Annotated in this window: 10 protein-coding genes; all 10 read right to left on the reverse strand. The window is 60.6% G+C overall.

Annotated features, from left to right (window positions below; translation table 11 throughout):
* Nucleotides 1–95: 95 nt before the first annotated feature.
* The 10 genes from RGV59_RS20870 to RGV59_RS20915 all read right to left on the reverse strand — a co-directional run bounded on the left by RGV59_RS20870 (nt 96) and on the right by RGV59_RS20915 (nt 14,063).
* Complete coding sequence (locus RGV59_RS20870; RefSeq protein ID WP_102617108.1) at nt 96–4,037, reverse strand: type VI secretion protein IcmF/TssM N-terminal domain-containing protein; 3,942 nt, start codon at nt 4,035–4,037, stop codon at nt 96–98.
* Nucleotides 4,037–4,705: a DotU family type IV/VI secretion system protein gene (locus RGV59_RS20875; RefSeq protein WP_017849111.1), complete on the reverse strand. Its 669-nt coding sequence runs from the start codon at nt 4,703–4,705 to the stop codon at nt 4,037–4,039. The genes RGV59_RS20870 and RGV59_RS20875 overlap by 1 nt, the downstream gene beginning before the upstream one ends.
* Nucleotides 4,702–6,084, reverse strand: a complete 1,383-nt coding sequence (gene tssK, locus RGV59_RS20880) for a type VI secretion system baseplate subunit TssK (RefSeq protein ID WP_102617109.1) — start codon at nt 6,082–6,084, stop codon at nt 4,702–4,704. The genes RGV59_RS20875 and tssK overlap by 4 nt, the downstream gene beginning before the upstream one ends.
* Nucleotides 6,085–6,147: 63 nt before the next feature.
* The gene (tssJ, locus tag RGV59_RS20885; RefSeq protein ID WP_017849109.1) at nt 6,148–6,789 is read right to left on the reverse strand and encodes a type VI secretion system lipoprotein TssJ; all 642 of its coding nucleotides are present in this window, start codon (nt 6,787–6,789) and stop codon (nt 6,148–6,150) included.
* A complete protein-coding gene (locus RGV59_RS20890; RefSeq protein WP_102617110.1) occupies nt 6,786–7,190 on the reverse strand; it encodes a DUF4150 domain-containing protein in 405 nt (134 codons plus the stop codon). The genes tssJ and RGV59_RS20890 overlap by 4 nt, the downstream gene beginning before the upstream one ends.
* 8 nt (nt 7,191–7,198) lie before the next feature.
* The gene (locus RGV59_RS20895; RefSeq protein ID WP_102617111.1) at nt 7,199–7,846 is read right to left on the reverse strand and encodes a DUF3540 domain-containing protein; all 648 of its coding nucleotides are present in this window, start codon (nt 7,844–7,846) and stop codon (nt 7,199–7,201) included.
* Nucleotides 7,843–8,805, reverse strand: coding sequence for a pentapeptide repeat-containing protein (locus RGV59_RS20900; protein ID WP_102617112.1), 963 nt, complete (start codon nt 8,803–8,805; stop codon nt 7,843–7,845). The genes RGV59_RS20895 and RGV59_RS20900 overlap by 4 nt, the downstream gene beginning before the upstream one ends.
* Nucleotides 8,798–11,392 carry a DUF2169 family type VI secretion system accessory protein gene (locus RGV59_RS20905; RefSeq protein WP_102617113.1) on the reverse strand — a complete coding sequence of 865 codons (2,595 nt, stop codon included), beginning with the start codon at nt 11,390–11,392 and terminating at the stop codon, nt 8,798–8,800. Before RGV59_RS20905 ends, RGV59_RS20900 begins: the two co-directional genes overlap by 8 nt.
* A gap of 42 nt (nt 11,393–11,434) precedes the next feature.
* Nucleotides 11,435–12,826, reverse strand: a complete 1,392-nt coding sequence (locus RGV59_RS20910; RefSeq protein WP_322247035.1) for a phage baseplate assembly protein V — start codon at nt 12,824–12,826, stop codon at nt 11,435–11,437.
* Nucleotides 12,816–14,063, reverse strand: a complete 1,248-nt coding sequence (locus RGV59_RS20915; protein WP_322247036.1) for a type VI secretion system Vgr family protein — start codon at nt 14,061–14,063, stop codon at nt 12,816–12,818. The genes RGV59_RS20910 and RGV59_RS20915 overlap by 11 nt, the downstream gene beginning before the upstream one ends.
* Nucleotides 14,064–14,087: the final 24 nt, after the last annotated feature.

Raw genomic sequence — 14,087 nt, forward strand, 5'->3', positions numbered from 1 at the left:
GACAGCAGTCGTCTGGCGCCCTCCTCCGCTGCGCCAGCCGCTAAGCCCGGCGGCCACGCACCAACTCAATGCCAGTGACGCGTGCCCACCCTTCACTACAGGTCGACCTTACTGGCGGCCGCACTGTCGAGCGTGGCGGCCACGCCCATTTTGCGCACAATATCGCGGATCGCCCGTTGCGCAGCCGCGTCGTCACGCAGCGCCACCACCAGCAACCGCGTCACCTTGTCACCCGTTATCGCCTGCGTGGCTTCGCGCCGGCTGGTCAAGCCGAGGATACGCAGCTGTTCCTCAAGGTTCTTCAAGCGCGTCTCGTTGCCATAGGTGCCAAGATCCAAGCGCAGCCCTTCACCTGCCGACAGCCCCGTTACCACGGGCCGGGGCGTCCAGCACCAGGCAATCTGGGTCGGCGGTTGAATACTCGCGACACCCTGTTCGACCGGTGAACCGAGGGCAGCCAGCCGCACATTCGTCGCGGCGGCCTGGGTATCCATCGCTGCCAACTGTTCGGCGGTGGCACTCAAGCGTGCATCGATGAGATTGGCCTGGCGCTGCATTTGGTCGGCCTGGTCGTACTTGTCCAGCAACACCTGTTCGCCTTCCTGGCGGTACGTCAGTTGGATGCCGATGAGATTCTCACTGCCCATCAAATTGCGCTGGCCGGGGAAATCGTCGGCGCTGAAGGTGTGTTGCCCACCGTTGAACAGCCGCAGGAAGTCCACGAACGCACGGTCTCCGGTCCAGTGCCGGGTCAGCTTGAAGTTGGCGAAGCTGATCTCCAGGGCGACATCGGCACAGGCCCCCGGCGCCCAGACGAAGCTAGCGCTGGTGGGGAAGTTGAAGTTGTCCAGTACCGTCGAACGGCCACTGCATTGCAGCGTCAGGCGCGTCTGCTGGGGCAGCGAACGGGCACCGAGGTTGACTTGCGACGGCGCAGCGGACAGTTCCACCACCGCCGCGGTGGCCTGCAGTATGGCGATGCTCTGCTTGAGTTCCGCCCGTTGCGCCACAAGGCCTTTTTGCTCGGCTTCCAGTGCCTGTCGGCTTTGCTGCTCCGTGGCCTGCTGGGCCTGACTCTGTCGCTCGGCACCGAGCAGATCGTTGCGCGCATGCTGCATGCGGCTGACATAGGCGTAGAACGCACCGGTCAGCGGAATTTGCACACCCAGCGCCTCCCGTCCGCTGTAGCGCAGCACATCGCGTTGCACGAAGGTTTTTACCGCTCCGCTCATAAAGGCCGGCAGTTGACCGCGCTCGCCGTACAGCAACTCGTTGAGCATGACCGGGTCCTGCACGCCCTGAATCGAGCTGAGCAACTGCCCGCTCCAGTCGCCTTGCAGGCGGCAGGCCGCCACTTCGGCGGCGTAATGCGAGGAGAAATCCAACTGGCCGGTGGCCAACGCCCAGACCGCATCTTCACGCGGGTCCGGTCCCTTCAGCGCCTGGATCAAGGCGCTGCGCACGCTGTCGGCTTCCCAGAGCGGTGCGGACTTCACCGAAGGATCGGCGCCGAAGCCCCACGTCTCCACGGCCACCTGGAACGCTTGCGCATCGCTTTTCTGCAGATCGGCCACCACACCTTTCATCAACTGCTGGAACCTGGCCAATGCACGGGCTTGGGTCAACTCGTCGCGCAAGCCGTTGACGCCACTCTCGATCGAACCGCCACTGGCCACGCCCTTGAGCATATCGCCGCCCAGGGCATTGGTGATTTTCAGACTGCCCAGCGCCCCCGCTTCGGCATGCAGATCGTTGTTACTGGCCAGTTCAAGCAAACGATCGAGCGACACCGCGCGGCTCGCCCAAGGTGCCCGCTGCTCGGGCGGGATCAAGGCAAACCGTTCGGCACTGCGATGCAACAGCTTCAGGAACGGATCATTGGGCGTACCGACCACACTCAGGGCCAATTGCCAGTCACTGCGCGTCTTCAAGCGTGTCTGTGCACTGAGCAGGCTGCCCTGGATAAACCGATACCAGGCGTCCTGGGTATCGCTTTGGTACTGATCGAGGAATTTCACCCGCTGTGTCTTCCACAACGCGCTGTCACGGCTGGCGAGGCCGAGTTCATCCATGAACGCAAAAATCGCGCTGTGCCCTTGCAACGTATAGGCACCGGAAAGACTCAACCCCGGGTTATCGCTATCGCTCCAGTATTCCGTCAGCCGGATCGGTTGCAGATTGCCCTGCAGTTCCGCCCAGGCTTTCAGCCACGTCAGGGGGCGCCCTTCAAGCCCCATGCTCTCCAGTTGGCCCAGCAAGGCGGCGCGTTGGCCCTGCATCTGCGCCATATCGGTTTGCCACTCCAGATAGGAGCGATAGCTGCTCCCCAGGGTGACCAGTTGCCCGGCGCTGGTCGCTTCCTTGGAACCGTAGGTCAAGTTCAGGAAACCCACCTCGGAACCCGGCAGCGGCAAGTTATCCATCGACTGGTTATTCAGGCGGGCATCGAGCAGGTTGATCCGGCGCACGAGGAATTCGGCATAAGCGGCAATCAACCGTGGATCGCCGCTGTTCAACGCGCCGCGCAGGTTCTGCGAAATGAAACCATCGAATACCGGCGTGCGTATTTCGCTGTCGAACAACCTCACGTAGTCAGAGCGGTAGTGCTCCTGGACCTGTTCGATATGGCGTGAGAACGGCAGCAAACCATGCCATCCGCCCTGCTGCTGGTCAGATAAGCTGATCAACGCTTGGCGAAACCGACGCAGCGCATCCAGGTCGCTCTCCAGCCCACCGTTGAAGTCCTCGGCCGCTGGCGGCTCGTCCAGCGCGTCGGTGAGCACAGCTTGAGTGTGGTGGTCGGCATACGCCAGCAAGGCGCCAAAGCCGATACACAGCCCCAGCCAGCCGATGACTGCGGCGTGGGCCAACAGCCTGCGCCAGCGATGCCAGCTATCGATGGGTTGATAGGCGTGGCGTTGCGCAGGCAAAAGCCTGCCGAGCAACTCATGACTGAACCAGCCTTCGCTTGTGCCGTCTGCCTCTTGCCCTTGTGCGGTCAGGAACAGCCCGCAGAGCAGCGGCAACTCGCTGTAGGGGTTGGCGTCAAACGCGGGTAACAGCAGATGCTGGAGACGCGAGCGCAGTTCAACGATGCGCTCCGGCAGGCTGAAAGCTTCTTCATCCGGCAGGCCACGCACGCCCAACTCGATGCGCAGGTCGAACAGACGCTGGCCAAGCCCGCTGAACATCTCTTCGAGAAACACCTGCGCCGCCCCCGTGCGCTGTTGGCTGAGCAGGCCAAACGGTTGCTCGCGTTGTGGCGGCGTGAGAGCGCAAGCCCACTGGGTGAAACCCGGCAAGGCTTCGGCACCGGTAATGATGAAATACACCGGCAGACGGGCACCAAAGACCTTCACCAGATCATCCAGGCGGCGGCGCAGATTGTGTCCCTGCTCGGCCAGGCGCGCATCGGAGTCGCTCAACAAGCGCTGGCAGTCGATCACCAGCAGTACACCGTTGAGGGGTTCGCGGCGCCGCGAACGCAACAGCCAGTACAGCAACCGTCGCCATTCCGCGCCGGCGTCGCTGTTGCCCTCTGCCATGCGGCCGGCGGGGTCAATGATCACGCCACGCTCAAGGAACCACCAATCCAGAGTGCCGGTCGAGGCCGCCGGCTTTCCACCGCGGGTCGAACGCAAGGCCGAGGTCAGCCCGCTGTTGCCCAGCAACCGCCGGGTGCCGCTGCCACTCTCGCCCAGCGTCAGGAACCAGGGCAGCACATACAACGGTGAACCCAATCGACTCAGGCGCGACTGGCGCAACATCTGCACGCCGCTGTTCCAGTCCTGATCAAGCGCCGGGGCTTCATCGCGACGACTCTGGGGCAACTCGCTGTTCATCCGGCGACGCAAGCGCCAGGCATACCAGCGTCGCCCTACCCCGCGCAGGCAAAAAACCACCAACAGCGTAACGATGCAAATCAGCGGCACGTACCACAATGGCCAGCTTTTGTAGAGCGCCAGGCCCCAGAGCAATAGCACGATGCACGCCAGCAGCAACACCCAGAGCAACAACACCCCTGCTTTCTTCAACATCAGCGCATCTCCAGCAATTGGCTGACTTGTCGACCCAGCGAGAGATCGAAACTGATGTAAAGCACGGTCAACAGAATCAACGGCACCCCGATCAGCAACAGCAGCGAAAGACCGGGCAAGCCCCGGCGCACCACACGCAGGCGCGTTGGCAGGTGGTCCTCGGGTTGTTCGAAGAGATGGCTGTTGGCATCCAGCGGCACCATCTGCCGATCGAGAATGATCCGCTCCAGGCAAAGCCGGCGGTATTGCATCAGTTCACCACCCGGGCGGGTCGCGTAACGCCCCTGGAAACCGCCGAGCAAGGCCAGGCCGAAGACCTCGCGGGCACCGACCGCCGCCTCGGGCAAAGCCTCCAGGCGTTGGAAGAATTCGACACCGGCCCGACTGGTGGAAAAATAGTGGCGCTGCAACGGCGCCCGCCGCCATTCGGCCGCCCCGGGCCATTCGCCGGACATGGCCGCTTCGTCGATCCAGGCGACCACCGCGAACAGCGCCTCGCGCACTTCGGCTTCAGCAAAGTGCAGCTCGCGGGCCCGATTCGCGGCGCCATCGAGCAGCACGATGAGCGCCGGCGCAAGCGTCTCATAGGACTGTGCCGGATCAATGAAGCCGCGCTTGGCAGCCTCGAAACTCGACATCCAGCAGTCAGCCAGGCGGGGATTGATCATGTGCGAACCACCACCAGGTCGATACTCAGGTCAGCCGGCGGCTGGGGCAGGAAGAACGCCGCCTGACGCTCCTGCTGCAGCGTTTCCCAACCCTCGCTCAGCGTTTCCAGGCGGAAGTACAACGCGCCGGCCACCCGCGGCAAGCCCTGGGGCGGAACCTGCAGATAGATCAACTCAACCCCGGGCAAGGCGCGGTTGACCAGGCCTTGCATGACGCTGAGAGCTCCCAGCTTGCCATCCAACGGCAGGCACTCGGCCAGCCACGCCGGATCGACCAGACTGCGCGCCACCAGATAGTAACGATGCCGCGCGCCGAAAAACGCGTCCGGCAATGGAGCCTGATAAAACCCGTCCTGCAGTTGCAGGTGGACCAGCAACTCTGAGCCGATGCTGATCTCATTGAGCTGCTGGCCGATCAGGGCCACCAGTGCGATCGTCGCCGCGCCCGCGTCCTCATGCTTGTAGGCCGGCACCAACAGACGGCCATCCGGGGTTTCGCCGAGCATGTCGCAGACATCGGAAAACAGACTCAACTCACCAACAAGTTGGCGCAGGGTGCCGTAAAGCTGCCATGGCGACACCTGCGGGGTTTCCAGCAAATGCGTCAGCAACGGGCCATAGCGATTCAGTACCGCCAGGGCCATCAGGTGGTTGACCTGGGCCGCGTCGAGATCGCCCCGCCGCGACTCCCCCGGCTGCTTGTACACCGACAACTGCCGCGCCCGGCCGACCAGTTCGTCGCGGACTTCGCGCAAGGTTTGCAGGAGCATCGGCGATGCCGCCAGATTGACCGACGGCGGCACGTAGCGTTGGGCCGGCCGGAGGCGATCACCGTCCAGCTCAAGCCGTGCAATCGGCAGCAGCTCGTAGGCGCTCAGATGCTCCAGCTCATCGTCCCAGAACAGCCGCAACACATAGGACATGGGGCGCACCCGCGCTTCCGGGGAGTCGCCGAGACGGTCACCGATCACTTCCGGGTCGGCCGCCACGATAAAGCGCGCTTCCGCCCGGGACCCGGCAGACAACGTCTCGAACACTTGCGCGTTGGCGTCCCCCGGCAGCAAGCGGCGTAGCCCCGCAAACAGCGTGCGACCGCCACTGAACTCGCCGAGGTCAAGGGTGCGCGACTCCAGCATCGCATTGCCCGGATATTCGGCCAGCGTGCCTTCGGCAAAGCGCACCGACAATTGCTCCAGCAGGCACTGTTTGGCAACCAGCGCGGGCTCGTTGATCTTCAGCGAGATCAAACCCCACGGGTACGGATGGTTCAACTCTGTGGTCCGGGTCAGACGATGCTCGATACGCGCATCGTTCTGTTGAAAATGCTGAGGCTGGAGGAACAAGCCCTGGTGCCAATACAACAACTGATCGATATTCATAGGGCTCGGTTTCAGGCAAAAAATTGAAAAAGCGTGGCCACTGCAACGCTCACGGCAAGCAGCTCAGTCCTGTGCGCCGGGCAGGCGCACCTCACCCTCTCGGGGCTGCACCGGCTTGGGCAACGCCAGGCGACTCTCCTTGCCACGCAACAGCGCATCGGGCCCGACGAGCAGGTCAATGGCGATGGGGCGCGGGGTGGCGGTCCAGGTCTTGCTGAAAAACCCTGTCGACGTCACATCGACGCCGATCTGATAGAGCTTGACGCTGCGCGTCGGGTCCAGGTGCGCGTAACCGGCGGCGATACCGACCATCTTCGCGCCCTCCAGTCGCGGCAGGCTCAACTGGCGGGTCTGGCCCGGCTCGATAAACAGCCGCGTCAGCCCGATCATCCCGGGCGGCGCGCTGTTCATCAGCAGCAGGCTGCTCAGTTGCTGGGAGCTGCCGGTGTAGGCGGAAAACGCACTGATCTGATCGAACTGCGTGACCACCACCAACAGGTTATGCGCCTGGCCGTCGTACTGATTGAGGTCGTTATCGGCGGTGAAGCTCAGCTCGATGGCGTTTTCGGTGTAGTCCCATTTGAGCGCAGTGAGGGCCTTTTGCTCGGGGGTGAGGTCCTGGCTGCTGCAGGCGGCGAGCAGGATGCACAGGGCCAGTCCGCCCATGGAAAACTTGATGGAGGGCGCACGCCCCGCGCTGCTCACGCCATCACCAGCACAGCGGTCTGGCTCGGCTGCGAAACCGTCCCCATGGTGTTATTGGCGTTGTGCATGGTCTGGCAGGTGACACGCACGGCGGGCTTACCGGCGACCATCACTTTGGCGCTGCCATCGATGAAGATCATTTCACCCTTGACCTTGCCGCTGGTGACGCCACCGGCCACCCCAGCTTCATCGCCACTGGTCATCAACACCTTGCTCGACATATTCATCGCTGGCATGCCGTCCACCAGCACGTCCATCACCAATCCACCCGGGTCCGCGGCGCTGGTATCGGCAGCGTTGGGATAAGGCAATGGCACTGGCCCGGCGGGCGGAACGGGCGTCTTGCAGATATCGGGCACCGTGGACAGCGCCATCGCACCGCCGTTATTGAGCATATACATAATCGATCTCACCCCAGCTTGATGCTGTCGCCATCAATGGCAACGCTACGTTGTGCATTCAGGCCCAGCGTGTCGGCCTGCACGCTCCAGTCATCGCGCACGCGCTGGCGCAAGGAGCCGGAATGAAGTTCTTCATGGCCTTCGACGCGACGGCGGCTGTCAGCAAAATCCGCCTCGTGGCGCACGGCCTTTTCGCGGTGATAAACACTGCTGTCGTGGCGCTCGACCCAGTGGTTCTGAAGATGCTCGCCACTCATGGCCAGGGTGCCGACGGTCAGATGGGCACGCTGCATCTGCACACTGCCCTGCTCGGCGCACACCCGTAGTGCGATACCGGCGTCAAGGCTCACGCCGTCGCGGGCCTGAATGCTCAACGCGCCGGCGGGCAGGCTCAAATGCAGGTCACCCTCCAGATGCATACGCGCCGGTTGAGCGATGGCGCGTTCCAGCACGCTAAGGATGTAACCGCCTTGCGCGTCCAGGCTGACCAACACCTTGTCCCCCACTGCCGGACGCACCAGGCAACCGAATGCGGGTTTTAGCCAATAGCGGCGGCCATCGTTGCTGACCACGCCGAAACGCTCGCCATCCAGTGCGTTGACCTGTGCATGACGTAATTGAGCAGCGGCATCGCAATACTGCGGGGCTTCATTCATCTCGATTTTCCTAAAGAGGCAGGCTGCCATTGCTCGGCGGCGAGGCGTTCGGTATCTACGGGCTGGATGGCCTGGGGGTTGCTCTGCTGCCAGTCGGCCTGGGTGAAATCAGCGGCATGGGCATTCATGCCGGTCACGTCGGCGGCGACGAACGAGGCGCGTGGCGCAAGCAATGCGGTGCAGTCGGCATAACGCAACAGGGCGCGGTCAAAGCGCGCGCCTGGCATCTGGGCGTCGATCAGGATGGCCATCTCCAGAACGGCATCACTGAAATCGACCGAGTCAAAATGGCTGGCATTGAACAGAGCGCCCTTGAGATGGGCACCGACAAACGTCGGCGCTGTTCCCTTGCTGCGGTAGAACGACGCGCCCTCGGCCTGCACGGCATGAAAATCGGCGCCACTCAACGACGACTCATCGAAGGCACACTGCTGCAACGACGCCAGACCGAAGCGCGCCTGATCGAGTTGGCAATCGATCAACCGTGCCTTCGCAAAATGCGCCGACTGGGCATCAAGGCCCGTCAGATCGCAGCGGTTCCATTGGGATTTGCTCAACTGGGCGGCTGCCAGCCTGATACGCGGTACGCGGCACTCCGAGAGTGTAAACGCCTGTAGCTGCGCGCCCGACAGATCCAGATCCTCGCCGTGGCATTGCGCCCAGTTGGTCTTGTTCCAACGCACATTCGTGAACAATGCGCCCTGCAATGAACACCCGTTCATGTACAACGAGTCCGCAGTGCTCTCGGAAAAATCGGCGCCGTCCAGGCGGCAGTCTTTCCAGTGGCTTTGGGTCAGCATGGCGCCATTGAATTGCGCACCACGCGCATCCACTTGTTCCAGCCGCGCGTTGCTCAAATCGACACCGCGATAGTCGCCCCCGGCCAGATTCAACGCGCGCAAGGGCTGCCAATCAGCCAGCAATGCCCTTAGACGCTCGGCACTTAATACCTCAAGCATGAGTCAGGCTCTCCTTGAGTCGGCAACGCGTCATCAATGCCTGCTCCAGGCGCACACCGCTGCCGTGTACAGCGTCACTGGCCAAGCCATGCAAGTTGCTGCCACTGAGGTTGGCCTGCTCCAGGCATACCTTGCGCAAGCGGCCGTTAAGCAGGTTGACGCCAGACCAATCAGCGCGACTCAAGTCACATCCCGACAGGTAGACACCTTGCGCGACCAGCCCGACACCGTCGGAATCACTCAGGTCGCAACCGCTCAGCAGCGCGTCGTTAAGCCGTGCGCCGCGCAGGCTGACGTGATTCAGATCGGCGTCTTGAAAACTGGCAGCGGTCAGGTCGGCATCGTCCAGGCGCACACCCGGCAAAACGCAGTGAGCAGCCAGACGCAGGTTCTGCAGGTTGCACTCGCGCAAGTCCAGGTCGCGGCCCACCACCTTGGCGAAATCGGCTTTGCTGAGATTGGCGCGGCGCATGTCCGTCGCGTCCAGTGTGCAGTCGTAGAGCTTGGCTTTGTGCAGGTTGCTGTCGGTGAGTCGTGCGCCGCTCAGGTCGCATTTATTGAGGCGTAGTTTGCTTAGATTGGCGTTGCTCAGTTGAGCCTTGTCGAGGCTGCATTCGTTGAGTTGGGCTTGTTGCAGGTTGGCTTCGGTGAAATCAGCAGCGGAGAAATCACAGTTCTGAGCGCGGATATCGATCAAGCTGGTGCCGCAGAACGAAGCGCCTTGGCATAGAACCCTATGAAACATTGCGTCCTGCAAGCGCGCCTTGCTCAGATCCGAAGCACCCAAGTCGCAGTCGATGAACTGACAGTGGCTCAGATCGGCGTTCTGCAGTCGAGTACCATTGAGCTTGCAGCTCATAAAAGTGGTATTTCTCAGGTCAGCGCTGCTCAGATCGATTTCGCAAAGATCAAGGCTCTCCAAACTGAGGTCTTGCAGCGTCTTACCTGCCGCGTGCAATGCCAGCAGCCGCTCACGGGTCAGACTGCAGTATTCAGGAAGCGGGAGAATGGGGGCGAATTGGATTCGATCAGCCGCCAGCGCTTTGTTCATGGTGCTTAAAACACGGTCTATCTCAGCTTCCACGGCTTGAGACTCTGCTATGGCGGCAGTCAGTTTTTCCTTGGCTTGCGCCTGCTGGTCTGGAGGCAGCTCCAGGCGCTCAAGCATGTCCATGATATCGACCTTCGGTGCTGGCTGTTTAGCACGCGCCAACGCTTGCTCTGCATCTATGCCCAGCCGGGTCATCATCTGCTGGGCATACTCCATGCCTTGGGCCTTAGCCTTGGCGATTTCCGAATCAATTTCCAGCGCCAATGCCTCGGGGTCAAAGGGCTTGAGGGGGCGCATCGGTTCGCGCATCAGAACCGTAAAGTCCGTTTTCGCTGATGGTGGGTAATCGGTGGGGTTGAAAGGCAGGTTCATGCGAGTCGCCATCATCTGAGCGTATTGCATGCACTGCTCATGAGTTGCGCTTAACGCTGCATATTGCGCATCCGCAGCGGCCTGCAAACTGGCGATTATCGGCCCGGAGTCGAAGGGGGTTGGTTCGACAGGCGCAACCTTGACCGACTCGACGGGAGGGCGTGGCCAAAGCCGCTCAATCCAGACTTGCGTGTCCAGGACTGGATCACCCGCTCGCTCGAGGGCCATAGCCAATTTGACGATATCTTGCGCATCTATATCGAGCACCGGTACTTCGACGCGGTACAGCAGAAGAGCACTTTGCGCATCAGGGAACAGCCATACCGTATCCAGGTCCATCGACATTTCGGTAACGGGTACACGCTTATCCGCACGCTCAATAAACAGCCGTGGCCGCAGGCCCGGCAATCGCCCGGCGACCCGGGCCTCGGTAGGGTGCATGCCTGAGATCGACCAGGCTTCGTCGCCACGCCAAAAACCGGCGTTGCATTGGTCCTGCGCCACTTCATCGAACCAGCGCGCATCAGTATCCGTCGGTAAGAATGGGGCGCGATAAGCAGTCCAATGCTCGTCAAGGGTGCCCATATACTGGCGGCGCTCAGCGCTTTGTACTGGCAATGGCAAAAAACTCGCCAGGGCTGGCCGATCATCGGGGTCAACAACTGTGGCATTCGCCACTTCCAGTTGTGCCAACGGCATTCCTTGCGCGGCGTCCACCTCCGGATAATGGCCTTTACCTGTCGGATTATCTGGCCACTTATTACCGCCATAAGCGCTTTCAAAGTCCAACGGCAGGTTATCCAGTTGACCGCTCACAACGGGCGTCCAACCCATAGGCCCTTTGCGCCATTGCCGCGGCGCGAGTACATGCAATGTTTTTTCCATATCCCCCAGACGCACCCGCACCGCCATGCCACCCCGTTGCACATCGGTCAACGGATAAGCCTTACCCTGTACGGCAAATGTGCCTCGACTTTTCTTTAAACCCCGATCAAGCATCTGCTTGCCAAGTCGCTCGGTTAACCAGGCCCAAGTTTCCCCAGCGGCCATTACCTGATCTTCAGCGTCCACCAGCAGACCCAGGGTGACGACCACGCAATGAAGGTCCAGTGGTTTGGCATTGGCGAGCAATAAAAGGCTGGCCTGTTCACATTTGAGCTGCATCGGACTCTCCGAATAGGAAACTTACGCCTCTTTTTTTCCGTATCACGGCGCGGCAGCGGGCGGCGCAGCAGCATCGCCCGCTGCCGCGACCGCATCGGCGGCGCCATCAAGCAGGTCAACGGCGCCGTTTACAACCGCATTGGCTACGCCCGCGGCCACTTTCACTGCAGCAAGACTTGGGCGTGATGCTAGCTTCAGACTTAACAGGCTGGGGCTGGGGGCTAGTTCAAAACACGGAAACTCCTGTACTTGATCCGAAGTGATCGTTGCTCCCACTATAGTGCCGCTAACTCTCATGAACTTACTAAAAAAGGCGTTACCGCAAACTTCTAAATCCCCATCCACAAGAACATCACCAGTAACATGCACCTGGCCTTCAAGATGTATAATTTTGTCCGACTTTATGACAATCCCTGCCGAATTGATAAGTATGCTATTCCCACCCAGCTTAATCTCATATGAAGTTACATTTTCATGGCAGTAAATATCTGTATTCTTCAACTCCATCTTTGAGTTGGATGCTCGAACTATATGCATTCCTTTCAGATATTCTGAATTTTTAATACTCGCCTTATGATACTCCCAGGCACTGTTGCCAACGCTTTTCTTATACAAACTGTAGTCAGCCGAAAGCGAAACCAATCCAAGTTTCACTGACACGCCAACCCCGTAGAGAGAGAGACTTCCGCTGGCTATATTTACGTCACCCTTCAATTGAAGCATTGAAGTTGTAACGTCTAATTTTGTGCTCAGCTTTGGGTTGGCTATTGCGTCTTTGAAATTATCAAATCCGCTTTTCTCTGATGCGCTATTTGTTGTGCTTGGCGCGGAGGCAAGCTTGCTGCTACTTGCGGGAGTGGGAGGCCGATCTTTAAAGTTGGCACCCATCAAACTCTCTGATGAGCTCGTCCCCGCCACCGGGGCCGGCGCATGCCCTCCCCCTATGGATTGCCAATAAACACCTGGCACCTGATGCTTATAGGACCTAGATGCCAGCTGCATATGTTTGTCCGTGCGCAAATGCGCTCCACTGACATCGCCCTCACCCAAGGTAAAACTACAACCGGTGGACGCCCCCATCTTCATCATCGGCCCGGACGGGCTGTCTTCCATCGCAAACAAATGCCCACCGGGAGTGCTCAAGCCACTTTGGGTCGCGTTTTCGCCGGTGACCACATTGGGATTCTCGGAGTTGGGCACACTACCGGTGATCACCGGGCGGTCCGGGTCGCCGCCCAAGAACGAAACCAGCACTTCCGTGCCTTTGAGCAGCGGGAAATTCATGCCGTGGCTCGAACCACTGGACAGCGTGGCCATACGCAACCAGGCCGAACCACGCGTCGCATTCTTCTCACCGCGAATGAACGGGAAACTCACCCTGTAGCAACCGTGTTCATTGAGCAGCGGCCGACCGGTATCTTCATCACCATCCACCACCGCACTGAGCACGCCCTGCACATAAGGCCGCGGTGTCACACAGGGTGCGCGGTACTGCACGTCGCCGGGCAAGGCGATAAACCGCGTGGTGATCCCCTGCCCCGGCCCTGTCCCCCTCCGACCCCAGGCCCGGCAACGGCTGATAACCGTCGTGGTGAACTTCAATTACCTGATAACCGGCATTGAACAGCGGACGCGGGTGGCCGACTAACAGCATCGGATAACCGGCGCGCAACCCCGTGGCTCGACCGCTGCCATGAAACTCCCGTTGACGGCAACCGATGGCCTGGGCGCGGCGATTGGCCAACCATTGCCCCTGTTCGAGCGAACCGAAGTGCTCGCCATACAACCCTTGTCCGCCGATAAATACAGACGAACCAGAGACGGCCTCTCGTTGTGCGGTTGAGGCATCTGCGCCAAGGCTGGCAGCTGCCACCGAAGCATTGACCTCTAACTTCAACTGCGCGTTGCTCGCGGAAAAGTCCTGGAGCGTGACCCCCGCCGCTTGCCGCACGAGTTTGCGCTCGAAGGTCCGCGCCACCGCCAGGACCCGGCCTACCTCCAGTTCCGAATCTTGGCGGCGATAGGTCAGCAGACTGGGGAGTTGCGGCTGGTACAGTCGGTCGCCACAGAACACCAGCGCCTCGCCGTCAGGCCCCTGCTCAAAGAAGTAATACACGCCGAAATATTCAAGAAGACGTGAAATAAAGGCGAAGCTGGTTTCTTCGAACTGGCAGGTAAACGTCGCCTGAGTCAGCGGATCATCGGCCAGCGGCAGGCGGATATCGAAGTCATACGCCGAACCGGGCAAACCGTTCATACCCGGCCCTTCGACAGTCAGCTCGGCCAACTTGAGCACGTCGCGAATCAGCTCCGGCAGACTTTTGTCCAGCCAGATTTCCGAAAAGCGGAAATGCCGCAACTGCACGAAGCGCGGTTCCAGCACCACGCGGTAGTAGTAATACAAGGAGTCGGCGTCGAGATAATCCACCTCCGTGACCACGCCCTGATAGGGATGCGGCTGCCCCAACGCATCGCTCAGGGTCAATATCGCCCGGTTGCCCAGCAGCGCTTCGTCGTCGAACAATGGATTGATCGTGGCCAGCCGAACCTCGAAGCGATAGGGCTGAGAGAGCTTTTCCTCGCCCTGCCACTGCTGCACCCATAATGTTTCGAGCAGCAGCGAGGGGGCCAGGCTGGCGAAAGTGCAGAGAGCATGATCATTGAGAGCCATCAATCAATCCTTGTTCTTCAGTCG

It is taken from the genome of Pseudomonas sp. FG1 (assembly GCF_034313875.1).
GTDB classification, from domain to species: Bacteria; Pseudomonadota; Gammaproteobacteria; order Pseudomonadales; family Pseudomonadaceae; genus Aquipseudomonas; species Aquipseudomonas veronii.

Excerpts from the sequence above, each read along its gene's own strand:
- RGV59_RS20870 (WP_102617108.1), bottom strand. The coding sequence starts at position 4,037 with ATGTTGAAGAAAGCAGGGGTGTTGTTGCTCTGGGTGTTGCTGCTGGCG.
- RGV59_RS20875 (WP_017849111.1), bottom strand. The coding sequence starts at position 4,705 with ATGATCAATCCCCGCCTGGCTGACTGCTGGATGTCGAGTTTCGAGGCT.
- tssK (WP_102617109.1), bottom strand. The coding sequence starts at position 6,084 with ATGAATATCGATCAGTTGTTGTATTGGCACCAGGGCTTGTTCCTCCAG.
- RGV59_RS20890 (WP_102617110.1), bottom strand. The coding sequence starts at position 7,190 with ATGTATATGCTCAATAACGGCGGTGCGATGGCGCTGTCCACGGTGCCC.
- RGV59_RS20895 (WP_102617111.1), bottom strand. The coding sequence starts at position 7,846 with ATGAATGAAGCCCCGCAGTATTGCGATGCCGCTGCTCAATTACGTCAT.
- RGV59_RS20900 (WP_102617112.1), bottom strand. The coding sequence starts at position 8,805 with ATGCTTGAGGTATTAAGTGCCGAGCGTCTAAGGGCATTGCTGGCTGAT.
- RGV59_RS20905 (WP_102617113.1), bottom strand. The coding sequence starts at position 11,392 with ATGCAGCTCAAATGTGAACAGGCCAGCCTTTTATTGCTCGCCAATGCC.
- RGV59_RS20915 (WP_322247036.1), bottom strand. The coding sequence starts at position 14,063 with ATGGCTCTCAATGATCATGCTCTCTGCACTTTCGCCAGCCTGGCCCCC.